General features: G+C 70.8%; 23 protein-coding genes. 17 read left to right on the top strand and 6 right to left on the bottom strand.

Going from position 1 to position 23,066, the window contains the following annotated elements; all coding sequences use genetic code 11:
• Nucleotides 1-2 precede the first annotated feature (2 nt).
• The gene (locus ACEN9H_RS13710; protein ID WP_413675208.1) at nucleotides 3-1,058 is read left to right on the top strand and encodes an NAD-dependent epimerase/dehydratase family protein; all 1,056 of its coding nucleotides are present in this window, start codon (nucleotides 3-5) and stop codon (nucleotides 1,056-1,058) included.
• Here ACEN9H_RS13710 and ACEN9H_RS13705 read toward each other — a convergent pair.
• Complete coding sequence (locus tag ACEN9H_RS13705) at nucleotides 967-1,884, bottom strand: LysR family transcriptional regulator (protein ID WP_413675207.1); 918 nt, start codon at nucleotides 1,882-1,884, stop codon at nucleotides 967-969. The genes ACEN9H_RS13710 and ACEN9H_RS13705 overlap by 92 nt on opposite strands.
• Before the next feature lie 126 nt (nucleotides 1,885-2,010).
• On the opposite strand from ACEN9H_RS13705, the gene mdcA reads away from it, so the two are divergent.
• The 9 genes from mdcA to mdcH all read left to right on the top strand — a co-directional run bounded on the left by mdcA (nucleotide 2,011) and on the right by mdcH (nucleotide 9,273).
• On the top strand, nucleotides 2,011-3,666 hold the full coding sequence (gene mdcA, locus ACEN9H_RS13700; RefSeq protein WP_413675206.1) for a malonate decarboxylase subunit alpha: 1,656 nt from the start codon (nucleotides 2,011-2,013) through the stop codon (nucleotides 3,664-3,666).
• Nucleotides 3,666-4,532, top strand: a complete 867-nt coding sequence (locus ACEN9H_RS13695; protein WP_371765982.1) for a triphosphoribosyl-dephospho-CoA synthase — start codon at nucleotides 3,666-3,668, stop codon at nucleotides 4,530-4,532. Before mdcA ends, ACEN9H_RS13695 begins: the two co-directional genes overlap by 1 nt.
• A 4-nt stretch (nucleotides 4,533-4,536) precedes the next feature.
• Nucleotides 4,537-4,848, top strand: a complete 312-nt coding sequence (locus ACEN9H_RS13690) for a malonate decarboxylase subunit delta (RefSeq protein ID WP_413675205.1) — start codon at nucleotides 4,537-4,539, stop codon at nucleotides 4,846-4,848.
• Nucleotides 4,845-5,693 carry a biotin-independent malonate decarboxylase subunit beta gene (locus ACEN9H_RS13685; protein ID WP_413675204.1) on the top strand — a complete coding sequence of 283 codons (849 nt, stop codon included), beginning with the start codon at nucleotides 4,845-4,847 and terminating at the stop codon, nucleotides 5,691-5,693. The genes ACEN9H_RS13690 and ACEN9H_RS13685 overlap by 4 nt, the downstream gene beginning before the upstream one ends.
• Nucleotides 5,690-6,511 (top strand): biotin-independent malonate decarboxylase subunit gamma, encoded by an 822-nt coding sequence (mdcE, locus tag ACEN9H_RS13680; protein ID WP_413675203.1) that lies wholly within the window; start codon nucleotides 5,690-5,692, stop codon nucleotides 6,509-6,511. Before ACEN9H_RS13685 ends, mdcE begins: the two co-directional genes overlap by 4 nt.
• Before the next feature lie 75 nt (nucleotides 6,512-6,586).
• Nucleotides 6,587-6,988: a malonate transporter subunit MadL gene (gene madL / locus ACEN9H_RS13675; protein ID WP_413675202.1), complete on the top strand. Its 402-nt coding sequence runs from the start codon at nucleotides 6,587-6,589 to the stop codon at nucleotides 6,986-6,988.
• Nucleotides 6,989-6,999: 11 nt separating this feature from the next.
• Complete coding sequence (madM, locus tag ACEN9H_RS13670; RefSeq protein WP_056133307.1) at nucleotides 7,000-7,764, top strand: malonate transporter subunit MadM; 765 nt, start codon at nucleotides 7,000-7,002, stop codon at nucleotides 7,762-7,764.
• A 1-nt stretch (nucleotide 7,765) separates the two neighbouring features.
• A complete protein-coding gene (locus tag ACEN9H_RS13665; RefSeq protein WP_413675201.1) occupies nucleotides 7,766-8,359 on the top strand; it encodes a malonate decarboxylase holo-ACP synthase in 594 nt (197 codons plus the stop codon).
• Nucleotides 8,356-9,273, top strand: a complete 918-nt coding sequence (gene mdcH / locus ACEN9H_RS13660; RefSeq protein ID WP_413675200.1) for a malonate decarboxylase subunit epsilon — start codon at nucleotides 8,356-8,358, stop codon at nucleotides 9,271-9,273. Before ACEN9H_RS13665 ends, mdcH begins: the two co-directional genes overlap by 4 nt.
• Here the strand turns inward: mdcH and ACEN9H_RS13655 are convergent.
• Complete coding sequence (locus tag ACEN9H_RS13655) at nucleotides 9,267-10,265, bottom strand: alpha/beta fold hydrolase (protein WP_413675199.1); 999 nt, start codon at nucleotides 10,263-10,265, stop codon at nucleotides 9,267-9,269. The two genes, mdcH and ACEN9H_RS13655, sit on opposite strands and share 7 nt — an antisense overlap.
• A gap of 143 nt (nucleotides 10,266-10,408) precedes the next feature.
• Between ACEN9H_RS13655 and ACEN9H_RS13650 the strand changes: the two genes are divergently transcribed.
• Complete coding sequence (locus tag ACEN9H_RS13650) at nucleotides 10,409-12,127, top strand: MFS transporter (RefSeq protein ID WP_413675198.1); 1,719 nt, start codon at nucleotides 10,409-10,411, stop codon at nucleotides 12,125-12,127.
• An 80-nt stretch (nucleotides 12,128-12,207) separates the two neighbouring features.
• Here ACEN9H_RS13650 and ACEN9H_RS13645 read toward each other — a convergent pair whose 3' ends face one another.
• Genes ACEN9H_RS13645 through paoA form a run of 4 tightly spaced genes read right to left on the bottom strand, consistent with a single transcriptional unit; the run spans nucleotide 12,208 to nucleotide 18,849 of the window.
• Nucleotides 12,208-14,991 (bottom strand): PAS domain-containing protein, encoded by a 2,784-nt coding sequence (locus ACEN9H_RS13645; protein ID WP_413675197.1) that lies wholly within the window; start codon nucleotides 14,989-14,991, stop codon nucleotides 12,208-12,210.
• Nucleotides 14,992-15,024: 33 nt separating this feature from the next.
• Nucleotides 15,025-17,229, bottom strand: a complete 2,205-nt coding sequence (gene paoC, locus ACEN9H_RS13640; RefSeq protein WP_413675196.1) for an aldehyde oxidoreductase molybdenum-binding subunit PaoC — start codon at nucleotides 17,227-17,229, stop codon at nucleotides 15,025-15,027.
• A 10-nt stretch (nucleotides 17,230-17,239) separates the two neighbouring features.
• Nucleotides 17,240-18,193 carry an FAD binding domain-containing protein gene (locus ACEN9H_RS13635; protein WP_413675195.1) on the bottom strand — a complete coding sequence of 318 codons (954 nt, stop codon included), beginning with the start codon at nucleotides 18,191-18,193 and terminating at the stop codon, nucleotides 17,240-17,242.
• Nucleotides 18,190-18,849 (bottom strand): aldehyde dehydrogenase iron-sulfur subunit PaoA, encoded by a 660-nt coding sequence (paoA, locus tag ACEN9H_RS13630; protein ID WP_413675194.1) that lies wholly within the window; start codon nucleotides 18,847-18,849, stop codon nucleotides 18,190-18,192. The genes ACEN9H_RS13635 and paoA overlap by 4 nt, the downstream gene beginning before the upstream one ends.
• Before the next feature lie 241 nt (nucleotides 18,850-19,090).
• Here paoA and ACEN9H_RS13625 point away from each other — a divergent pair, with 241 nt between their 5' ends.
• The 6 genes from ACEN9H_RS13625 to ACEN9H_RS13600 all read left to right on the top strand — a co-directional run bounded on the left by ACEN9H_RS13625 (nucleotide 19,091) and on the right by ACEN9H_RS13600 (nucleotide 23,059).
• The gene (locus tag ACEN9H_RS13625) at nucleotides 19,091-19,486 is read left to right on the top strand and encodes a hypothetical protein (RefSeq protein ID WP_413675193.1); all 396 of its coding nucleotides are present in this window, start codon (nucleotides 19,091-19,093) and stop codon (nucleotides 19,484-19,486) included.
• A complete protein-coding gene (locus ACEN9H_RS13620; protein WP_413675192.1) occupies nucleotides 19,470-20,267 on the top strand; it encodes a DUF2145 domain-containing protein in 798 nt (265 codons plus the stop codon). Before ACEN9H_RS13625 ends, ACEN9H_RS13620 begins: the two co-directional genes overlap by 17 nt.
• 99 nt (nucleotides 20,268-20,366) lie before the next feature.
• Nucleotides 20,367-20,621 carry a hypothetical protein gene (locus tag ACEN9H_RS13615; protein WP_413675191.1) on the top strand — a complete coding sequence of 85 codons (255 nt, stop codon included), beginning with the start codon at nucleotides 20,367-20,369 and terminating at the stop codon, nucleotides 20,619-20,621.
• Complete coding sequence (locus tag ACEN9H_RS13610) at nucleotides 20,618-21,655, top strand: HupE/UreJ family protein (RefSeq protein ID WP_413675190.1); 1,038 nt, start codon at nucleotides 20,618-20,620, stop codon at nucleotides 21,653-21,655. Before ACEN9H_RS13615 ends, ACEN9H_RS13610 begins: the two co-directional genes overlap by 4 nt.
• Nucleotides 21,656-21,731: 76 nt before the next feature.
• Nucleotides 21,732-22,142: a GntR family transcriptional regulator gene (locus tag ACEN9H_RS13605; RefSeq protein WP_413675189.1), complete on the top strand. Its 411-nt coding sequence runs from the start codon at nucleotides 21,732-21,734 to the stop codon at nucleotides 22,140-22,142.
• Nucleotides 22,139-23,059, top strand: a complete 921-nt coding sequence (locus ACEN9H_RS13600) for an ABC transporter ATP-binding protein (RefSeq protein ID WP_413675188.1) — start codon at nucleotides 22,139-22,141, stop codon at nucleotides 23,057-23,059. Before ACEN9H_RS13605 ends, ACEN9H_RS13600 begins: the two co-directional genes overlap by 4 nt.
• Nucleotides 23,060-23,066: the final 7 nt, after the last annotated feature.

The raw sequence follows: 23,066 nt of genomic DNA, 5'->3' as shown, positions 1-23,066 counted from the left end.
GCATGAACGGGAACGACACGGTACTGGTACTGGGCGCCGGCGGCGGCATCGGCGGCGAGGTGGCACGGCAGCTGGCGCGGGCCGGATGGCAGGTGCGCGGCATGAAGCGGGGATCGGCCGCCGCGGCGGCGGACGCCGACGGCATCGCATGGATAGGCGGGGACGCCATGTCGGCTGCCGACGTGGCCCGCGCCGCGCAGGGCTGCGCCGTCATCGTGCACGCCGTGAACCCGCCGGGCTACCGCGACTGGGACCGGCTGGTGCTGCCGATGCTGGACAATACGATCGCGGCGGCCGCAGCGAACGGCGCGCTCGTCGTCCTGCCGGGCACGGTGTACAACTATGGCGCGGACGCGCTCCCGGTCGTCGCCGAGGACGCACCCCAGCATCCGGCCACGCGCAAGGGTGCGCTGCGCGTGCGGATGGAGGCGGCACTGCAGGCATATGCGGACCGCGGCGGCCGCGCGCTCATCGTCCGCGCCGGCGATTTCTTCGGCCCCCGCGCCGGCAACAACTGGTTCGCGCAAGGCCTCGTCAAGCCGGGCAAGCCGGTGGGCCGTATCGCCAACCCGGCCGCCCCCGGCGTCGGCCACCAATGGGCCTACCTGCCGGACGTGGCCGCGACGATGGTCGCGCTGATCGGGCGCCGCAACGCGCTCGAGCCGTTCGCCCGCTTCCACATGAACGGCCACTGGGACCCGGACGGCACGGCGATGTGCGCCGCCATCGCCCGCATCGTCGGACGGCGCGGCGGCCGCGCGACCGTCGCTACCTTCCCATGGTGGCTCGTGCGGCTGGCCACGCCGTTCAACGAAACCCTGCGCGAACTGTGGGAGATGCGCTACCTGTGGCGCCAGCCCGTGCGCCTGGAGAATACCCGCCTCGCCGAGATGCTGGGCGCGGAGCCGCACACGCCGCTGGACGTGGCCGTCGAGCGCACGCTGGAAGGACTCGGCTGCCTGCCGCCTAACCGCCCAGCCGCTGCCCTTTCCCGTACATCCGGCACTCGGCCGCCAGCGCCAGCAGGTTCGGATCGCGCTCGCGGCTCTTCGAGATGAGCAGGCTGATGGTCTGGTGCGACGCGTACGGCGCATCGAGCGGGATCAGCTGGATGCGCGTGCTGAATTCGGCCACGCGGCCCGGCAGCAGGCTGTAGCCCATGCCGCCGCTGACGAGGTTGATCAGCGAGAAGATGTCGGACACGCGCATGATCGTCTCCGGCGTGTAGCCGGCCTGGCGGAACGCGTGGTCGAAGCTGTCCGACGTGACGAAGCCGCCGCCCAGCGTGATGAATTTTTCGCCCTCCAGGTCGCGCAAGTCGACGTGCGCGCGGCCCGCGTACGGGGAACCCAGCGGCGCGGCGAGATGCACCTCGTCCTCGAACAGCGGCACCGTCAACAGTTGCGCATCGTCGAGCGGCGCCTGCAGCCCGATCACGATCGCATCCAGCCGGCCCTCGTCGAGCCCGCGCAGCAATTCCTGGTTCGAGCCCAGCGTGAGGTCGATCTGCAGTTCGGGCCGGCGCAACTTGAGGCCCATGAGCAGTTGCGGGATGCAGCGCAGCGTCAGCGAATACAGCGACCCGATCTTCAGCCGGCCGCCCGCGAAGCCGGCCAGCTCGCGCACCTTGCGCACGCCCTCTTCCGTTTCGCTGACGGCGCGCTGCGCGTGCTTGGCGAACGCGTAGGCGGCCGGCAGCGGCGCGAGGCTCCTGCCTTCGCGCCGGAACAACGGGCAGCGCAATCCCTCTTCCAGCGAGTGCAGCGCGCGGTGGATGCTGACCGTGCTCTGGCCCAGTTCCTCCGACACGCGCGCGAGGCTGTGCAGGCGCATGAAGGCCAGGAAGACTTCCAATTTCTTTAAAGTAATCTCTTCATCGATCATCGCGCCGCTCCTCGGTAAAGCATACCCGAATCATTAACCTAAGAGTAAACATTGCGCTACCGCGTTGATTGAAGCCCGGCCGTCTCCTTTCTATGCTGGCCCTACCTTCCATACAAAGGAGACAACATGGAAAGCAACACTCCCCGCCGATGGGACACGCGGCGCCAGGAAAAGGCGCGGCGCATGGCGGCAGCGAGCCACCTGGCCGACGGCCCCGTGCTGGACAGCGCGCGCATCGTCGATGCCCTCGAACTGCTGCTGGCCGGCGGCGACCGCGTCGTCCTCGAGGGGAATAACCAGAAACAGGCGGACTTCCTCGCCCGCGCCCTCGTGCAGGTGGACCCGGACCGGATCAACAGGCTGCACATGATCATGCCCAGCGTGAGCCTGCCGGAGCACCTGGACCTGTTCGAGCGCGGCATCGCCAGCAAGCTCGATTTCGCCTACGCAGGCGCGCAAAGCCTGCGCATCTCGCAATTCCTGCAGGAGGGCACGCTCACGGTCGGCGCCCTGCACACCTACATCGAGCTGTATGCGCGCCTGTACGTGGACCTGTCGCCGAATGTCGTGATGGTCGCGGGCTATACGGCGGACCGCCATGGCAACCTGTACACGGGACCGAGCACGGAAGACACGCCGGCGCTCGTCGAGGCGGCCGCCTTCCGCGACGGCATCGTGATCGCGCAGGTGAACGAGATCGTCGACGACCCGAAGGACCTGCCCCGCGTGGACATCCCCGGCGCGTGGGTCGACTACGTCGTACGGGCCGACAAGCCGTTCTACATCGAACCGCTGTTCACGCGCGACCCGCGCCTCATCAAGCCCGTGCATATCCTGATGGGGATGATGGCGATCCGCGGCGTCTACGAGCGCCACGGCGTGCAGTCGCTGAACCACGGCATCGGCTTCAACACGGCCGCGATCGAACTGCTGCTGCCGACGTACGGCGAGCAGCTCGGCCTGAAAGGCAAGATCTGCCGCAACTGGACCTTGAACCCGCACCCCACGCTGATCCCGGCCATCGAATCGGGCTGGGTCGACAGCGTGCACTGCTTCGGCGCGGAGCTGGGCATGGAAAAGTACACGGCCGCCCGCCCCGACGTGTTCTTCATCGGCCGCGACGGTTCCATGCGCTCGAACCGCGCGTTCTGCCAGCTGGCGGGCCAGTATGCCGTCGACCTGTTCATCGGTTCGACCTTGCAAATGGACGGCCTGGGCAACTCGTCCACCGTGACGCATGGCCGCCTGACGGGCTTCGGCGGGGCACCGAACATGGGCCACGACCCGCACGGCCGCCGCCATCCGACACCAGCGTGGCTCGACCTCGTGGAAACGGATGACCCGCTGGCGCGCGGCAGGAAGCTCGTCGTGCAAATGGTCGAGACGTTCCAGGACGGCAGCCAGCCCACGATCGTGGAATCGCTGGACGCCGTCGAGGTGGGCAAGACATCCGGCATGCCGCTGGCGCCGGTCATGATCTACGGCGACGACGTCACCCACGTCCTCACCGAAGAAGGCATCGCCTACCTGTACAAGGCGCGCTCGCTCGAAGAACGCAAGGCGATGCTGGCGGCGGTGGCGGGCGTCACGCCCATCGGCCTCACGCACGATCCGAAGCAGACGGTCCGCATGCGTGCGGAAGGCCTGATCGCGCTGCCGGAAGACATGGGCGTGCGCCGCGCCGACGCGACCCGCTCGCTGCTCGCGGCGAAGAGCATCGCGGAACTGGTCGAGTGGTCGGGCGGCCTGTACGAACCGCCGGCGAAATTCAGGAGCTGGTGATGACGGCGCGCGATCCGATTCTCATCCCGGCCGACGCCGCGCCCGACCTCGCATTGGCGCTGGCCGACCACGCCGTCGCGGCGCTGGTCGACGAAGCGATGCTGACGCCGAAGCCCGGCCTCGTCGACCTGCGCGGCGCGGGCGCCCACCGCGACCTCTCGTGGCCGCTGATGTGCGCGTCCGCCTGCGCCCTTCGGCCCGCATTCGGCCAGATGGCGCTGGCGGGCCTGCTCATCGCGGACGACGACGCGCGGCTGCGCCGGCGCATCGGCGCCATCGGCCGCGACGGCGAAGCGGCGATGATGGCGGCCAGCGGCGGCGTGAACACGCACCGCGGCGCGATCTGGGCCCTGGGCCTGCTCGTCACGGCGGCCGCCGGCTCGATGGAACGCGAGGCGCGGACCATCGCGGCCCACGCCGGCAGGCTGGCGCGCATCGCCGACCCGGGCGCACCGTCGACCACGGGCCACAAGGGCGAGCGCGCCTGCATCGAGCACGGCGTGGGCGGCGCCCGCGGCCAGGCCCGCGCCGGCTTCCCGCACGTGATCGAACACGCGCTGCCGATGCTGACGCTGGCCCGCGCGCGCGGCGATGCCGAACACCACGCCCGCGTGAACGCCTTGCTGGCCGTGATGGCCACGCTGGACGACACCTGTTTGCTGGCGCGCGGCGGCCGCAAGGCGCTGGATGCGGCGCAGGACGGCGCGCGCCGCGTGCTCGCATGTGGCGGCATCGCCACGCCGAACGGGCGGCGCGCATTCGACGTGCTGGAAGCGCGCCTGCGCCGGCTGCACGTCTCGCCCGGCGGCGCCGCCGACCTGCTGGCGGCCGCGCTGCTGCTGGACCGAATCGAACGAGGAGAATAAGACAATGGAGAGACTGGAATACGAATTTGCCGCCGGCCAGAGCGCGTTAGGGCGCACCGTCAGCGGCGTCGTCAGCTCCGGCGACCTGGAGGTGCTGCTGGAGCCCGCAACCGCCGGCCGCACGAAGGTGTCCGTGCAGACGTCCGTCGACGGCTACGGCGCCACGTGGAAGGCGCTGCTCGAGCGCGTGTTCGGCGCCGGCGACCTGCCGGCCGCGCGCATCGAAATCAACGACAACGGCGCGACGCCGGGCGTCGTCCGCATGCGCATCGAGCAGGCGTACGAACAAGCGGCGAACAACGGAGGCACGCCATGAACATCGAGAACCTGTTGAAGCGCGACAGCTTCATCGAACGGGGTGCCCGCAGCCGGGCGCAGGCGCTGCTCGACCCGGGCACGTTCCGCGAGCTGGTCGGCCCGTTCGCACGCCTGCACTCGCCGTGGCTCGCCATGCAGCACCTCGTTACCCAGGCCGACGACGGCGTCGTCGTCGCCAAGGGCAAGCTCGCCGGCCTGCCCACCGTCGTGCTGGCGATCGAAGGCGCGTTCCAGGGCGGCAGCATGGGAGAAATCGGCGCCGCCAAGATCGCCGGCGCGCTGGAACTGGCGCTGCGCGACAACGAACGGGGCATCCCGACGCAGGCCGTGATCGTGTTCGAGACGGGCGGCGTGCGCCTGCAGGAAGCGAACCTGGGCCTGGCCGGCATCGCCGAGATCCAGTCCGCCATCGTCGCCCTGCGCCGCCGCCGGCCCGTCATCGGCATCAGCGCGGGCACGGTGGGCTGCTATGGCGGCATGTCGATCGCGGCCGGCCTGTGCTCGTACTTCGTGATGACGCGCGAAGCCCGGCTGGGCCTGAACGGTCCGCAGGTCATCGAGCAGGAAGCGGGCGTCGCCGAATTAGACGCCCGCCAGCGCGCGCTGATCTGGAGCCTGACCGGCGGCGAGCAGCGCGCCGCGACGCACCTGGCCGATGCCTGCGTGGACGACGACACGGCCGCCGTGCGCGCGAGCGTGATCGACTTTTTCGCCCGCGGCGTGCCGGCGGTGCACCGCAGCGACCGCGCGGCGGATTTCCTCGCCTGCCTCGAACGCGTCGATACGGACCGGCAGGCCACGGCGCAGGACGTCCGTGAACTCTATGCGAAAGGACTCGAATGATGGACACGAACCACGCCTCGCGCGGCGCCATGTGGCTGCGCCTGCTCACGGGCGGCGCCCACCCGGCCCACGACTGGACCACCGTGCACGCCTGCGACGCCATCCTGGCTGGCCGGCCCGCCCGCTACATCGCCGTCGTGCCCGACCCCGACAACGCATTTCCCCGCGCCCGCAACGGCGAAGTGGGCCTCGTCGAGGGCTGGCGTCTCGCCCAGGCCGTGCGCGACGTCATCGACCTGGACCGGGACGCGTCCGACAAGCGCGCCATCGTCGCCGTCATCGACGTCCCGAGCCAGGCCTATGGCCGGCGCGAGGAAGCATACGGCATCCACCAGGCACTGGCCGCCGCGGTGGCCGCGTATGCGGACGCACGCCAGGCCGGCCACCCCGTCATCGGGCTGATCGTGGGTCTCGCGATGTCCGGCGCGTTCCTCGCGCACGGCTACCAGGCCAACCGGCTGATCGCGCTCGACGACCCGGCCGTCGCGGTGCACGCGATGGGCAAGGCCTCGGCCGCCCGCGTGACCCTGCGCTCCGTCGAGGCACTGGAAAAGCTCGCAGCCAGCGTACCGCCGATGGCCTACGACATCCGAAGCTTCGCGTCGCTCGGCATCCTGCACGAGGTGCTGCAGCTGACGAACCTGGCGCTGCCGGACGAGCAGGACATCGCCCTCGTGCACGGCGCACTGGAAGCGGCGCTGGCGGATATCCTCGAGGATCCGCGCCGTGACCTGTCCTGCCGCCTGCGCGGCCAACACCGGGGCGCCTCGCGGTCAGTACGCGCGCTGCTCGCAGCGGAATGGGAGGGCGACGAATAATTCCCCGCAGTACCCGGCCGCCAACAACAATACCTTCGGCCGGTCCACCTTTTTCTGGACAAAGAGGAGACACACATGATTATCTACGGAACCGCATTGCTGGCCATCTGCCACCTGCTCGGCATCTTCCTGGGCGACCTGCTCGGGGCGCTGCTGGGCGCCAAGACCAACGTCGGCGGGGTGGGCATCGCCATGATCCTGCTCATCTGCGCCCGACTGTGGCTGCACAAGCGCGGCCTGATGCCGCAGCAGACCGAAATGGGCGTCGCGTTCTGGGGCGCGATGTATATCCCGGTCGTCGTCGCGATGGCCGCCCAGCAGAACGTCGTCTCGGCGCTGCGCGGCGGACCCGTCGCGCTGCTCGCCGCCCTCGCCTCGGTCCTCGTGTGCGCGGTGTGCGTGTCGCTGATCAACCGCGGCGAACGCCCGGCCCCCGAAGCGGACGCGGACGCCCGCGTCGCCACCCAACACGCCTGACGGAGGCCACCATGCTCGAACTCCTGGAAAAGACCGCCAAACACAACGGCCTCGTGCTCGCCTTCGCCCTCGTGGGCCTCGTGATGATCGTGTCGATGCAGTTGTCGCGCCGCCTCACGTTCGGCCGCGTGCACGGCTCCGCCATCGCCATCCTTATCGGCCTCGGCCTCGCCTACTGGGGCGGCATCCAGACCGGCGGCCAGAAAGGCCTCGCGGACGTCACCCTGTTCGCCGGTGTCGGCCTGATGGGCGGCGCCATGCTGCGCGACTTCGCCATCGTCGCCACCGCCTTCGAAGTGCAGGTCGTGGAAGCGAAAAAGGCCGGCCTCGTGGGCGTCGTCGCGCTGATGCTCGGCACCGTGCTGCCGTTCATCGTGGGCGCCAGCGTGGCGTGGGGCTTCGGCTACCGCGACGCCGTCAGCATCACGACCATCGGCGCCGGCGCCGTCACCTACATCGTCGGACCGGTGACGGGCGCCGCGATCGGTGCCAGCTCGGAAATCATGGCGCTGTCGATCGCGACGGGTCTCGTGAAGGCGATCATGGTCATGGTCGGCACGCCGATGGCGGCGCGCTTCCTGCGCCTGTCCACGCCGCGCTCGGCGATGGTGTTCGGCGGGCTGGCCGGCACGGTCAGCGGCGTCTCCGCGGGTCTCGCCGCCACCGACCGCAGGCTCGTGCCGTACGGCGCGCTCGTCGCGACGTTCCACACGGGCCTCGGCTGCCTCCTCGGCCCGTCGCTGCTGTTCTTCGCGACCCGCGCGCTGGTGGGCTGACATGGTCCCGCACGACCTGCTGTTCGTCCGCCGGCCCGACGCGTTCGCGTGCGACGGTGCGCGGCCGGACTGGCTGGATCCGGCCGCGCCGCTGGTCGTGCGGCGGGAGGCGACGGCGCCGGGCATCGTCCCGGTGGGCGCACGCGGCCTGGCACGCAACGAACGGTGTAAAGGCTACGTCGCCGCCAGCGATGTGGCGTCCATCGTCACCCCGCGCATGCTGGCGGCGCGGGCCCGCACGACAGACGGCGATGTTCCCTGCATCGCGGCCCTGCGCGCGCTGGCCCCGCGGCTGGATGCGCTCGACGTCGACTGGGGTCCGGCCGGCGGTGCGGGCTTCTGGCTCGCGTGCGGGCTGCCCGTGCTGCGCGCGTCGAGCGACCTCGATCTGCTCGTGCGCCTGCCGCGCCGGCCGTCCGCCGGGTTGATCGAGGCACTGTGCGCACTGTCGGACGGCCAGCCGTGCCGCCTCGACATCCAGCTCGATACGGGCGCCGGCGGCTTCGCGCTCGCGGAATATGCGCGCGGCGGGCGCGTGCTGCTCAAGACGGACGCCGGTCCCCGTCTCGTCGACGATCCCTGGGAGGCCGCATGACCGTGCTGTTCACCTTTCCCGGCCAGGGCGCGCAAAAGCCCGGCATGCTGCACGCGCTGCCTGCGCACCCCGCAACGGAACACACGCTGGCCGAGGCCACGCGAGCATTGGGCCGCGACGTCCTCGCACTGGACACTGCCGAGGCATTGCGCTCCACCGTCGCCGTCCAGTTATCGCTGCTGGTAGCCGGCGTCGCCATGGCGCGTGTGCTGGCGGCGCACGGCGCGGCGCCGCGGATGGTGGCCGGTTTGTCGATCGGCGCCTGGCCCGCGGCCGTCGTCGCCGGCGTGCTGGAGTTTACCGATGCCGTGCGCCTCGTCGAACTGCGCGCCCGGCTGATGGAGGATGCGTACCCGCACGGCTACGGCATGACCGCGATCGGCGGGCTCACGCGCCAACAGCTGGAACCGCTGCTGGCGCAGGTCCAAGGGCCGGCGTACCTGGCGAACCTGAACGCGCCGCGGCAACTCGTCGTATCGGGCAGCACGCCCGCCCTGGACGCCGTCGCCGCGCTGGCCCTGGCGCATGGCGCCACCCGCGCGGAACGGCTCGCGGTGCCGGTGCCCTCCCACTCGCCGCTGCTGGACGACCAGGCGCGCACGCTCGCCCGTGCCTGCGACCAGGTGCCGCGCAAGCGCCCGCGCATCACGTATGTCAGCAGCAGCGCGGCCCGTGCGCTGTTCGACGCCGACCGGATCATGGCGGACCTCGCCGCGAACATGGCGCGCCCCGTCCTGTGGGCGGATACCTTGCGCCACGCGTGGGAACGGGGCGCCCGCACGGCGCTGGAAATGCCCAGCGGGTCCGTGCTGACGCGGCTCGCGCTCGACGCCGACTTCGGCGCCGGCATCGCCCTGTGCGCCGACGGCAACCGGCTCGATACGCTGGTGCAGGTCGCGCGCGCGGATCAGTAGCCGGCGCGGTCCAGCGCCTCGTCGACGGCGTCGACGACGGCTTGCGGCTTGTCGGCCTGGATAATGTGCGACGCGCCCGCCACGACGTGCAGGCTGGCCCGCGTGGACAGCGCGGCGATGTCCTGCTGGATCGCGAGGTTTTCCGCCTCCGTCGCCTTGTTCAGGGCACTCTGCGGCTTGCCCGGCACCGCGTACGGACTCACGCCGCGCACGAGCACGACGAGCGGCAGGTCGCCGAAACTGCGGCGCGCGGCCCGCAACTCCGCTTCGCTCGCGTCGCCCGCCTTGTTGCCCGCGACGAGATCGTCCCAGTACGCGGGTTGGCGCACCATCGCGAGGCGCGCGGCCGCCAGTTCGCGGCCATACGCCGTGCCCGTGCCGCCCGTGCAGGCGGCGAACAAATCGCTCCCCAGTTCGAATCCTTTGCGGGCCGCCTGCGCGCACTGCTCGATGAACTGGTTCTGCGCGTCGTAGAACTGTTTCAGCTTGCCCTGCGACGCGGCGTTGATCCGCTTTTCTTCGTCCTCGTGCCCTGCCTCGACAAGCACGAGCGCCTTCACTTCCTGCGGATAGCGGTACGCATACAACTGGATGGCCGCGCCGCCGAACGAGTTCCCGACGAGGACGTAAGGCGGCGCGATGCCTGCCTTGCCGAGCAGCGCGTGCAGGTCGGACACGGCATTGCCGAACGTGGGCGGCAGCGGCGACGGGTCGCTGAAGCCGCGCGCCGCGCGGTCGTACACGCAGGCACGCGTACGCGCCGCCACCTTCGGCTGCACGGCGTGCCACGTCCAGCCGCCATCCCCCGACGGCGCGTCGAACACGACGGTCACCGGCCCGCTGCCCGCGCAGTACAGGTTCAGGCGGCGTCCGCCGATGTCGACCATCTGGTGCGGGCGCGCGAACTCGCGGTCGGCGTCGTTCATGGCGGCGCAGACCGCGCCGGTCGATACGCTGGCCAGCACGAGGGAAAGCAGGACGGGACGCGGCATGGAATCTCCGGAAAAGTGGGAAACCGCCATCCTAGCGCGCGGCGCCGGCGGGAAGACTCACCAATCTCCACACCGCAAGATTTGACACACCCGGGCGGTGCGGGGAGGTTACACTGACCCCAAAAAAACCCACTGGAGACGACATGACGGCAGCCCTCCCGAGATCCCCCGCCTGGTCCGCCCGCTACCTGCTGTTCATCGCCGGCATGGGCGGCCTGCTGTACGGCATCGATGTCGGCATCATCGCGGGCGCGCTGCCTTACCTGGAATCGACGGCCGCGCTGGCGTGGAAGCTCAATGCCCAGCAGCTCTCGTTCGTCGTGGCGGCCGTGCTGCTCGGGTCCGTGCTGTCGTCGCTGTTCGCCGGCCTGCTCGCCGACTTCATCGGGCGCCGTCCCGCGATGGTCGTTTCGGGCGCGCTGTTCGTCGCCAGCATTCCGCTGATCGCGCTCGCGGATGGCTATGTCGCGCTGCTGTGCGGACGCCTGCTGCAGGGCGTGAGCGGAGGACTCATCGGCGTGATCGTGCCGTTGTATCTCGCCGAGTGCCTGCCGGCGGACCGGCGCGGACGCGGCGCCGCGCTGTTCCAGCTGCTGCTCACGGTGGGCCTCGTGGCCGCCGCCGTGATCGGGCTCGTGCAGGCGCGCACCGTGCAGGTCGCGACGGAGGCCGCGGCGGTGCTCCCGGACGCGGCCCGCGCCGCCGCCGTGCTGGCCGCCAAGGACCACGCGTGGCGCGGCATCTTCTGGATGTGCCTCACGCCCGGTGTCGTCTTTACGCTGGGCTGCCTGCTGCTGGCCGAATCGCCGCGCTGGCTCGCGCAGCGCGGCAAGCGGAAAGCGACGCCCATGCCGGGCGCGCGCGCGACGGACCCGCTGCTGTCGCGCCGCTACGTGCTGCCGTTCCTGCTGGCCTGCCTGATCCTCGCCTGCAACCAGGCGACCGGCATCAATTCCGTGCTGGCGTACGTCGTCAACATCCTCAACCGCGCCGGCCTGTCCGGCGCCAGCGCCAACCTGGCGGACGTGCTGCTGAAAGTGCTGAACGCGCTGATGACCATCGTCGCCGTGCTGCTCGTGGACCGCAAGGGCCGCCGCTTCCTGCTGATGATGGGCACGGCCGGCATCGTCGTCGCGCTGCTGACCGTCGGCCTGCTGTTCCGCGCGAACGAGATCCGGCAGCGCGACGTGAGCGCGCAGGTGACCGCGCAAGCGCGCGACGACGGCCTGGCGCTGCGCCTCGACGCGCCGACCCTGCGCGCGCTCGGCGCCGACCCGGCCGGCCCGCCGCAGGTGCTGACGGTCGCGTATGCGTACGGCCCGTTCACGAACGTGGCCAGCATTCGCAGCGACGATCCCGCCCTGCCGCGCCTGGACGCGCGCCGCGCCGACACCGTGCAGCCCGACAGCGTGATCGGCGCCGCGTTCCGCCGCCTGCACCTGAACCCGTTCCCGGATCCGGCCGCGGCGGCCACCGCGCCGTTCGCGATCGAAGCCGCACGCCTCGGACCACTGCCGACGGCGGGCCACGGGTGGCTCGTCGCGGCGGCGATCTGCCTGTTCGTCGCGAGCTTCGCCATCGGGCCCGGCGTGTGCGTGTGGCTCGCGTTGTCCGAGCTGATGCCGACGCGGATCCGCTCGAACGGCATGAGCATCGCGCTGTTGATCAACCAGTTCGTGTCGACGTCGATCGCGGCCGTGTTCCTGCCGACCGTCGGCCGCCACGGCTATTCCACGATCTTCTTCTTCGGCGCCGCGTGCACGGTCGTGTACTTCCTTGCGTCCGCCTTCCTGCTGCCCGAGACGCGCGGCAAGACGCTGGAAGAGATCGACGCGTTTTTCGCGCGGCCGGCGGCAAAGTAGGCATATGGCACGTCATCCTCGCGCACGCGGGGATCCATGCCGAATAAAAGACTTCGCTACGTCGACAATTCCGCAGTCTCTCAACGGGTTGGCTTCGGCACTTCAGCATGGGCTCCCGCCTGCGCGGGAAGGACGTGGCGTAGCTGCTCACGCCGGGCCGCCACGCCGTCCAGCACATCGAGAATGTCCGCCGCCATCACGGGCTTGACGAAATGGCGGTCGAAGCCGGCCGCCAGCGCCCGCTCGCGGTCGCGCGCCTGGCCGTAGCCGCTGACGGCGACCAGCGGCACGTCCGCCATGCCGGGCAGCGCGCGCAGGCGGCGCGCCAGTTCGTGGCCGTCGAATTCGGGCAGGCCGATGTCGAGCACGCACACGTCCGGGTGCCGCTCGGCCGCGTACGCGAGCGCCTTGCCGGGGCTGTGCCACACGGTCGCGCGGTGGCCCACGGCCTCGATGTACATGGCGAGGATCTGCGCCGCGTCCACGTTGTCGTCCACGATCAGCACTTCCAGCGCCTCGGCCGGGGCGGCGGCGCCCGTCGCCACCGGCTCGGCGAACGCGTCGTCGGTGTCGCTGGCCAGGCGCGGCAGCACGACGGTGAAGCGGCTGCCCCGCCCCGGCCCGTCGCTGTGCGCGGCCACGGTCCCATCGTGCAACTCCACGAGGCTCTTCACGAGCGCGAGGCCGATCCCGAGGCCGCCCTGCGACCGGTCCGCGCTGCGCTCGGCCTGCGAGAACAGGTCGAACGCCCGCTTCGCCAGCTCCGGCGTCATGCCGATGCCGTTGTCGCACACGTCGACGGCGACGCTGCCGCCGTCGAGCCGCACGTGCACGTCGATGCGCCCGCCGTCCGGCGTGTACTTGGCCGCGTTGCCGAGGATGTTGGCGAAGACCTGCACGAGGCGCTTGCGGTCGCCTTCCACCTGCGCGTCGTCCGACGGCAGGTGCAATTCGAGATGGTGCGACTTCGCCCTGACCTGCGGCCGCACCTGTTCCACGGCCTCGCCGATGACACCCGCCAACGGCACCGGCGCGCGGTCCAGCGTAATCAGGCCGCGCGTGACGCGCGAGACGTCGAGCAGGTCGTCGATCAACCCTGTCATGTGGCGCGCCTGGCGGCCGATGATCGTCGTCACCTGGCGCACGCGGTCCTCGTCCAGCCGGCCGACCTTGAGGAAGTCGGCGGCCGCCGTGATCGGCGCGAGCGGATTGCGCAGCTCGTGCGCCAGCATCGCGAGGAACTCGTCCTTGCGCCGGTCGGCCTCGCGAAGGGCGCGCTGCGCGTCCTGGATCGGCGTGACGTCGACCATCACGGCCATGCCTTCCGTCGCCGGATGATCCATCGTGACGGAGCCCATCTGCACGCTCACCCGGCTGCCGTCCTTGCGCAAGTATTCCTTGACGAGGTTTTCCATGCGCCCGGTCGTGCGCAGCTCTTCCATCGCGCGCGCCGTGGCGTCGGCCCACTCCGGCGGCGTGAGCTTGCGCGACTCGAGGCCGTCGCGCTCGAACTCCTCGCGCGTATAGCCCAGCATGTCGAGGAAGGCCTGGTTGGCGTCGATCAGGGTACCGTCCATGCGGTAGCGCACGATGCCCACGACGTTCGAATCGGCCAGGCGCGCGAAGCGCATCTCGCTCGCGCGCAGCGCTTCCTCGGCGCGTTTCTGCCCGCTGATGTCGAGCACGACGCCCGGCAGCCACGCGGGCCTGCCGGCGCCATCGAGCTTGACCTTGCCGCGCGCGAGCACGTCGCGCCAGGTGCCGTCCGCACGCCGCACACGGTACGTGCATTCGAAGCCGTCGCCGGTCGCCAGCGCGTCCTCGATGCAGCGCCGCGTGTGCGCCACGTCGTCCGGGTGCACGCCCGCCAGGTAGGCGGACAGCGGACCGCCTCCCGCCGTCGCCTCGTCGACGCCGTAGATGCCGGCCAGGTTGCGGTCGGCGTACACGCGGTCGTGCGCGAGGTCGTACGTCCAGGTGCCGATGTCGGCCGCCACCAGCGCCGCCGACAGGCGCATGCGCGCATCCTGCAGGGCTTCCTCGTTGCGCTTCTGCTGGTGGATGTCGGTGCAGGTGCCCATCCAGCGCGCGATGCGTCCCTGCGCGTCGCGCACGGGCTGGGCGCGGCCCAGCACCCAGCGGTATTCGCCGCTGCGGTGCCGCAGGCGGTATTCGATCTCGTACGGCGTGCCGGTCTCCAGCGAGTGGCGCCAGGCTTCCCACGCGCGCTCCCGGTCGTCCGCGTGGAACATCGCGTTCCAGCGCTCGCCGTCCGTGTCGCCTTCGCGCATGCCGGTGAACTCGTACCAGCGCTGGTTGTAGAAGTCGTGATAGCCGTCCGCCAGCGTGGACCACACCATGTGCGGCATCGCGTCGCAGATGGCGCGGAATTCCGCGTCGACGGGCCGCAGCGCGCCGGTGCCGGACACGATGCACGTGAACCCGCGCACCGTGCCGTCCAGGTCGCGCAGCGGCGCGAACGCGAGTTCGAGCCACGCCGGCGCATCGTCGTGTTCACCGAGCGGGCACGCGGGCCGGCCGACGCGGAACGATTCGCCCGCCAGCGCGCGCGCCACGTGCGGCCGCAGTTCGCTCCAGGCCTCGGGCCAGTCGGCGAGGCTGCCGCCCAGCAGGGCGGGATGGTACGCGCCGACCAGCGGCACGGCCGCATCGTTGTAGAGCAGGCCCGGCGCGTCGCCCCAGCCGACGAACGCGGGCAGCGTGGCGTCGAGGAAGAACCGGGCCGCGTACGCGAGCGCCGGGGGCCACGTCGCCGGCGCCCCCAGGGGGGATGCCGTCCAGTCCCGCGCGCGCAGGATGCGTTCGACGCCCGGTGCGGACACCCCGCCGGCGGAATCGTTCATGATGTCGTGGCCAAAAGCGCCATTCTACCGGGGTCACGCATAGCGGGGCATCCCGGGCAGCAGCTTGTCGAGCGTGACGGGATAGTCGCGCACCCGCACGCCGGTCGCGTTGTAGATGGCGTTCGCCACGGCCGCCGCCACGCCGCAGATCCCCAGCTCGCCCACGCCCTTCGCCTTCATCGGCGACGAGACCGGATCCGTCTCGTCGAGGAAGACGACCTCCTGGTGCGGGATGTCGGCGTGCACCGGCACTTCGTAGCCGGCCAGGTCGTGGTTGACGAAGAAGCCGGCGCGCTTGTCGACGACGAGGTCTTCCATCAGCGCGGCACCCACGCCCATCGTCATCGCGCCGATCACCTGGCTGCGCGCGGATTTCGGATTCAGGATGCGCCCGGCCGCACACACGGCCAGCATGCGCCTCACGCGCACTTCCGCCGTCGCCGCGTCGACCGCGACCTCGACGAAGTGGGCGCCGAACGTCGACTGCTGGTACTTCTTGTCGAGGTCACCGTATTCCATGGTGTCCTCGCCGATCACGTCCGCCTCGCGCGATGCCTGCTCCAGCGGCAGCGCCTTGCCGCCGGCGCGCACCATGCCGCCGCTGAAATCGGCGTGCGCGGGGTCGAGGCCCAGCTTCTTCGCCACGTTCTCGCGCAGCTTGACGCAGGCGGCATACACGCCGGCCGTCGAGCTGTTGCCGCCCCACTGGCCGCCGGAGCCGGCCGACACGGGATACGCGGAATCGCCCAGGCGCACCGTCACGCGCGACAGCGGCACGCCCAGCATCTCGGCCGCCGTCTGGCCGACGATGGTATAGGTGCCGGTGCCGATGTCGGTCATGTCCGTTTCGACGGTGACGGTGCCGTCGCGCTCCAGCCGCACGCGCGCCGCCGACTTCATCACGAGGTTGTTGCGGAACGCGGCCGCCATGCCGTAGCCCACGAGCCAGCGGCCGTCGCGCACCTGGCCCGGTTTCGGATTGCGCCTGTTCCACCCGAAGCGTTCCGCGCCGAGGCGCAGCGTGTCGACGAAGCGCCGCTGCGAGAACCTGCGGCCCGGCTTTTCCGGATCGACCGTCGTGTCGTTCACGATGCGCAGCGTGACGGGGTCCATCTGCAGCTTTTCCGCCAGCTCGTCCATCGCGATTTCCAGCGCCATCATGCCCGGCGCCTCGCCCGGCGCGCGCATCGCATTGCCTTCCGCGAGGTCGAGCACGGCGAGGCGCATCTGCGTGAAGCGGTTCGGGCCGGCGTACAGCAACCGGGTCTGGTTCACCGCGGTCTCCGGCCCGCCGTCCGGCAGGTCGCCCGACCAGCTCTCGTGCGCGATCGCCGTGATGCGGCCTTCACGCGTGGCGCCGATGCGGATGTGCTGGATCGTCGCCGGCCGATGCGTCGTGTTGTTCATCATGAGGGCGCGCTGCAACGTGACCTTCACGGGCCGGCCGACGGCCTTCGCGCCCAGCGCGGCCAGCAGCGCTTCCGACCGGAGGAACAGTTTGCCGCCGAAGCCGCCGCCGATGTAGGGCGACACGAGGCGCACGTTTTCCTCGGGGATGCCGAGCGTCCGCGCCATGTCCTTCTTGCCCCAGTTGATCATCTGGTTCGCGGTGTACAGGGTCAGCGTGTCGCCCTGCCACACGGCCGTCGACGCATGCGGTTCCATCATCGCGTGCGTCTGGTCCGGCGTCTTGTACGTCGCGTCCAGTTTCACGGGCGCGGATGCGAAAGCCGCTTCGAAGTTGCCGACCTTCGTCGTCGATTTCGCCTTGTCCTTGCTGGCCGGCCCGGCGGCGTTCATCGCCGCTTCCAAGTCGTAGACGCCGTTGACCGGCGCGTATTCCACGTGCAGCAGCGCCGCGGCGGCGCGCGCCTGTTCGAACGTCTCCGCGACGATGAGCGCCACGGCCTGGTGGTAGTGCTGGATCTCCGGCCCGCCCAGCAGGTGCGCCGTGTTGTACTTGCCCTTGGCGAGCTTGCCCGCGTTCTCGTGCGTGATCACCGCGAGCACGCCGGGCGCCGCCCGCGCGGCACGCGTGTCGATGCGTCTGATGGTGCCCTTGGCGATGCCGGCGCCGACGACCCAGCCATACGCGGCGTTCGGCGCCACCTTGTGCTGTTCGTACGCGTACGGCGCCGTGCCCGTCGTCTTGAACGGACCGTCGATGCGGTCGGTCGGCTTGCCGATGACCTGCAGGCGGTCGATGGGATTCGTGGTGGCGGGTGTCGTGAATTTCATGGGTGCCTCCTCATGCCTGCCGTGCATCCGCCAGCACGGACCCCAGCGTGCGCTGGACCAGCGGGACCTTGAACGCGTTGTCGCTCGTGACGCGCACGCCGGCCAGCAGTCCGTCCGTCACGGCCTGCGCGCCGCGCGGCATGGCCGCTTCCGCCGCCGGTACGCGCCAGGGGCGGTGCGCGACGCCGCCCAGCGCCACGCGCCCGCTGCCGTCCGGCTGCACGACCGCCGCGACGGACACCAGCGCGAACGCATACGACGAGCGGTCGCGCACCTTGTGGTAGTAGTGCTTGCCGCCCAGCGGCTTCGGCAAGGTCACCGCCGTGATCAACTCGCCCGGCGCGAGGGTGTTCTCGATGTGCGGCGTGCCGCCCGGCAGGCGGTAGAAATCCGCGATGGGAATCGTGCGCGCAGAGCCGTCCGGGCGCACCGTTTCCACGCCCACGTCCAGCAGCTGCATGGCGACCGCCATGTCGCTCGGGTGCGTCGCGATGCACGCCTCGCTATGGCCGACGATCGCCAGCTGGCGCGTAAAACCGCCGATGGCCGAGCAGCCGCTGCCCGGCTTGCGCTTGTTGCAGGCCATGTTCGTGTCGTAGAAGTACGGACAGCGGGTGCGCTGCAGCAGGTTGCCCGCCGTCGTCGCCTTGTTGCGCAACTGCGCGGACGCGCCCGCGAGCAAGGCGCGCGACAGCACCGCGTAGTCGCGCCGCACGCGCGCATCGGCCGCGAGGTCCGTGTTGCGCACCAGGGCGCCCACACGCAGGCCGCCGTCCTGCGTCGGCGCTATCCTGTCGAGGCCCAGGCCGTTGACGTCGACGAGGTGCGGCGGCGTCTCGATCTCCAGTTTCATCAGGTCCAGCAGGTTGGTTCCGCCCGCGATGAAGCGCGCGCCCGGATGCTGCGCGGCGGCGGCCGCCGCTTCCGCCGGGGTGCGGGCGCGCTGGTAGGTGAACGCCTTCATGCCGGCCTCCCCGCATAGTCCGTGATCGCATCGATGATGTTCGAGTACGCGCCGCAGCGGCAGATGTTGCCGCTCATGCGTTCGCGCAGCTCGGCCGGCGACAGCAGCGGTTGCGCGTCCAGGTCGGCGCTGGCGTGGCTCGGGATGCCGCGCCGGATCTCGTCCAGCGCGGCGACGGCGGAGCAGATCTGCCCCGGCGTGCAGTAGCCGCACTGGTAGCCGTCGTGCTTCACGAACGCGGCCTGCAGCGGATGCAGCTTCCCGGGCGTGCCGAGGCCTTCGATGGTCGTGACGTCCGCGCCCTCGTGCATCACGGCGAGGCTGAGGCAGGAATTGATCCGGCGGCCGTCCACGATGACCGTGCAGGCGCCGCACTGGCCCTGGTCGCAGCCCTTCTTGGTGCCCGTCAGGCGCAGGTGCTCGCGCAGCATGTCGAGCAAGGTGGTGCGCGTGTCGAGGTCCAGCTCGTAGCGCTGGCCATTTACGCGCAGCGCCACCCTGGCCGTGACCGGCGCCGGCGTGGCGGCGGCGGGCGCCTGGCCTGTCTCCGGTCCCTGGGCGGACGCCATGGGCGGCAATGCCGCGGCCGTGGCGGACAGCGCGCCGCCGATCAGCAGGTCGCGCCGCGTCTGGTTGATGTCGCTCGAGTCCATCATGGGTACGCTCCCTCCTGTGTACGGCATCGTCGTCAGATTGCGCATATTAAATCCGATCGCCCGAGTACCCGTGCACGATACGCGCGCCCATGCGTAAATTCGGCATTTCCAACCTGTCGCCGCCGGCCGGTAGCAGGTTCCGATACCGCGGGGCGCACACCGTGCACCCGCCGCGACATGGCCTTGGCCCGGCCCGGAACGACGGGCAAGATGGCGCCACGTTCAAAAACAAGGAGGAATCATGAAGCGCCTGTTGCTTGCAACCCTGTTTGGCCTGGCCTGTGCAAGTGCCCATGCGGCCGATGCGTCGGCGCCGTCGCATGCCGCCAGCGAACTCGCGGGCAGCGTCGCACTCGGCTCGATCGCCGTCGTGGGCGTCACCGGCAGCGCCGTCGTGGCGAGCGTCGAAACCGTGGGCGACGGCATCGAGGTCGTGCTGGAGGGCGCGGGCCAGGCCAGCCGCGCCACCGTCCGGCTGTCCGGCGCGGCGGCGCGCGGCCTGTCGATCGGCGCCGGGACCGTGCTGCAGGTGGTCGCCATGGTGGCCGGCCATGCGCTGGTCCTGTCCGGCAAGGTGATCGCGTTCATCCCGAACGAAGTCGGCCAGGCGTTGCTGCACCATGCGCGCGCGTCCTGACCGCCTGGCCGGGCTGGCCTGTGCGCTGATGTTGACGACGGCGCTGCCGGCGCATGCGGGCCAGGCCTGCCGCGACGAGCCCCTGAGCGTGGACGAAGTGCGCCGGTCGCTGGAACTCGCCCAGCGCACCTTCGCCGCCCTCGACGCGAGCGGCGCCAGCGTCGCGCTCATCGCCCGCGCCGGCCAGGACCTCAGCAAGTACGGGGTGGAGTACTCGCACATGGGCATCGCCGTGCGCGACCATGCGGCGGGCCGCTGGACCGTCGTCCACGAGCTGAATGCGTGCGGGACGGCGGACTCGGACCTGTTCGTGGAAGGCGTCGGCAACTTCTTCCTGACGGACCTGTACCGCTACCGGGCCCAGGTCGTGATCCCCGGCCCGGACGCGCAGGCGCGCGTGGCGGCACTCGCCGCGGGACGCACGGCGCGGCGCCTGCACGAACCGCACTACAACATGCTGTCCTACGTGTACTCGACCCGCTACCAGAATTCGAACCAGTGGGTGCTGGAGACGCTGGCCGCCGCCAGCGCGCCGGCGGGCGCCGTCGAGACGCGCGCCGAGGCGCAAGCGTGGCTGAAGGCCCAGGGCTACCGCGTGCCGACGGTGGACATCCCGGCCGTGACGCGCCTGGGCGCCCGCATGTTGCGCGCCAACGTGGCGTTCGACGACCATCCGTTCGACCGGCGCATGGCCGGGCAGATCGACACCGTGACGACGAACGCCGTGGTGAACTTCGTGCGGGGGCGCGATCCACAGGCACGCGAGTTCGTCGTCGAGTAACTACGCGGATGTGACAATCTTTGAATTTTGCGACACATTCCGGCTGCTATCCTTGTCTCGTTCGACCCATGAGCGGGGATGGCGCGGACCGGCGCATCTTTGCAAGGATTTACACAAACCGTCAGCACCTTGACGGCCAGCGCGTCCATACTCCGGCGCAGGAAACGACACGAGACCATGCACCTGCCCGCCCTGCCCTACAAACAGCTCGCCGCCAGCCTCGCGCTAGCGGTCCCCATGCTGCTCGCCGCACGTGCCGGCGGCGACGTCGTCCCGGTGCGGGCGCCACTTGTGCGCGTCGCCACCGCGCCGGTGCTCCATCCGCCCGCGCCGAGGGCCGCGCACACGCCATGAGCCTCTTCCTGCGCCTCGTCCTCGCCTGGCTTGCGCTGGCCTGGTCCGGCAGCGCCGCGGCATCCGGCTCGGAAGTGCTGCTCGAGTTCCGCGACGACGCCGTGCTGGCCGAACTGCGCCTGCCGCTGCGCGATCTCGCGCTGGCGCTGGGGCGGCCGCTGCCGGCCTCGCCGCTGCCCGTGCGGGGCCGCCTGCATGCGGAACTCGCGCGCTACCTGGGCGCGCACATCGATCCCGTCAGCGCCGACGGCCGCCACTGGTGGGTGGAACTCGCGGACATGCGCGTCGCCGTCGATGCGAATCCGCAGGTCCTCGTCGCGCACGCGGTCCTTGTGCCGCCCGCCGGCGCCAGCCCGCGCAGCTTCGTACTCGGCTACGACGCCATCGCGCGCGAACTGCCCGGCCATCCGACCCGCCTCGCCATCCGCAGCGACTGGCACGGCGGCGTGCTGGCCAGCCACCCGGCCACGATCGCGCTGCTGGATGCGCCGCGCGGCCGCGTCGCCGTCGACCGGAGCCGCGATGGCGCCTGGCGCGGCTGGCTGGCCGCCTGCAGGCTGGGCGTGCGCCACGCGGCGGACGGCGGACGCTACCTGCTGCTCCTGCTCGTGCTGGCCGTGCCTGCGGCCATGCGCTCACCGCCCCTGCTGGCGCGCATCGGCATTGCGTTCGCACTCGGGCAGATGCTCGCCCTGCTGGCGGGCGCGCCAGGCTGGTTCCGGGTGCCCGCCGACATCCTCGACGCACTGGCCGCGGGCGCCCTCGTGCTGGCGGCCGTGCACGCCGTGCGTCCCGTGTTCGCGGGACGCGAGACGTGGTACGCCAGCGGCTGCGGCCTGCTGTACGGCCTGGCCGCCGCCGGCACCGTGGGCGCGCTGGACCTGGACGGCTGGCAGCTGGCCGCCGCCATCGTCGCGTTCGCCGCCGGGTGCGCGCTCGCCCAGGCGGCACTGCTGGCCGCCACGCTTGCCGTGGCGGTGGCCGCGGGCCTGCTGGTGCGGCGCCGCACGGCGTGGCTGCCCGCCAAGCGCTGACGCCACGTCCACGACACTTGACGACGGCGCAACACCGGTGCTACTGTACTAGCCGTACTAGTACAGTGAATTCACTATGACCCGACGTGCCCTTTTGATGCTGCATATCGTGACGGGCGATCCGCGCCCCATCACCCGCCAGATCACCGACGGTATCAAGCGCCAGATCGCAGGCGGCGACCTGATGCCGGGCGACGCGCTGCCCAGCGTGCGCGGCCTGGCGCAGCAGCTGTCGATCAATCCGAACACGGTGGCCAAGGCCTATGCCGAATTGACGGCGGAAGGCTGGCTGTTGTCCCGCACCGGACTCGGATTGTTCGTGGCCGAGCAGCGCCAGCGCCTGTCGGACGAGGAACGCGAACGCCGCCTGGCCGAGGCGGTCGACCGCTTCGTCAGCGACGTGATCGGCCTCGATTATCCGCAGCAGACCATCCTCGACCGCGTGGCGGCCGACCTTTCCAACTACGAGACGAAAAAAACCGCATGAGCGATTACGCCATCGATACCGAGGACCTGTGCCTCGTCTACAAGCGCAAGCCCGCCCTCGACCACCTGACCTTGCGCCTGCCGCGCGGCGGCATCCACGCCTTCGTGGGCGCCAACGGCGCCGGCAAATCGTCGTTGTTCCGCGTGCTGCTCGGCTTCGAGCCCGCCGCCAGCGGCAGCGCGCGCATCCTCGGCCACGACTGCCGCCGCCTGACGCCCGCGCTGCGCGAACGCATCGGCTTCGTCAACGAAGAGCACACGCTGCCGGCGTGGATGCGCGTGCGCGACCTGACGGACATGCAGCGCCGCCAGTACCCGCGCTGGAACGACGCGCGCTACGACGACGTGCTGGGCCATTTCAACGTCGAACCCGGCCAGCGCATCGGCGAGCTGTCGCGCGGCGAACGCGCGGGACTGAACCTCGCCATGGCGCTGGCGCAAGGCCCCGAGCTGCTGATCCTCGACGAGCCCACGCTGGGCCTCGACGTCGTCGCCAAGCGCGCCTTCCTCGACGCCATGCTGCAGGGCACCCTGGACGACGCCGGCGCCACCGTCGTCTATTGCTCGCACCAGATGGACGAGATCGAGCGCGTCGCCGACAACCTCGTGATCCTCGAGCGCGGGCGCATGCGCTACATGAGCGGCCCGGACGACTTCTGCGAGCGCATCCGCCTGTGGGTCGCGGCGTTTCCCGCCATGGTGCCCGAAGTCCGCCAGCTGCCCGGCGTGCTGCAGGTGCAGGTCATCGACGATCTGACCCACATCGTCGTGTTCGACCAGGACGACAGCTTCGGCGCGCGCCTCAAGCTGCTGGGCGCGCACTCGGTCCAGGCGATGCCGCTGGGCCTGGACCGCGCCGTGAACGCCTTCCTCGCCCACGGTCACGCCCGGCCCGTGGCCAACCTGCTTGCCGCGTAAGGAGATC

It is taken from the genome of Massilia cellulosiltytica, from assembly GCF_047325105.1.
Taxonomy (GTDB): domain Bacteria; phylum Pseudomonadota; class Gammaproteobacteria; order Burkholderiales; family Burkholderiaceae_D; genus Telluria; species Telluria orientalis.
The sequence above is the reverse complement of the archived record's forward strand: the minus strand, read 5'-3'. Positions and strand labels throughout refer to the sequence as shown.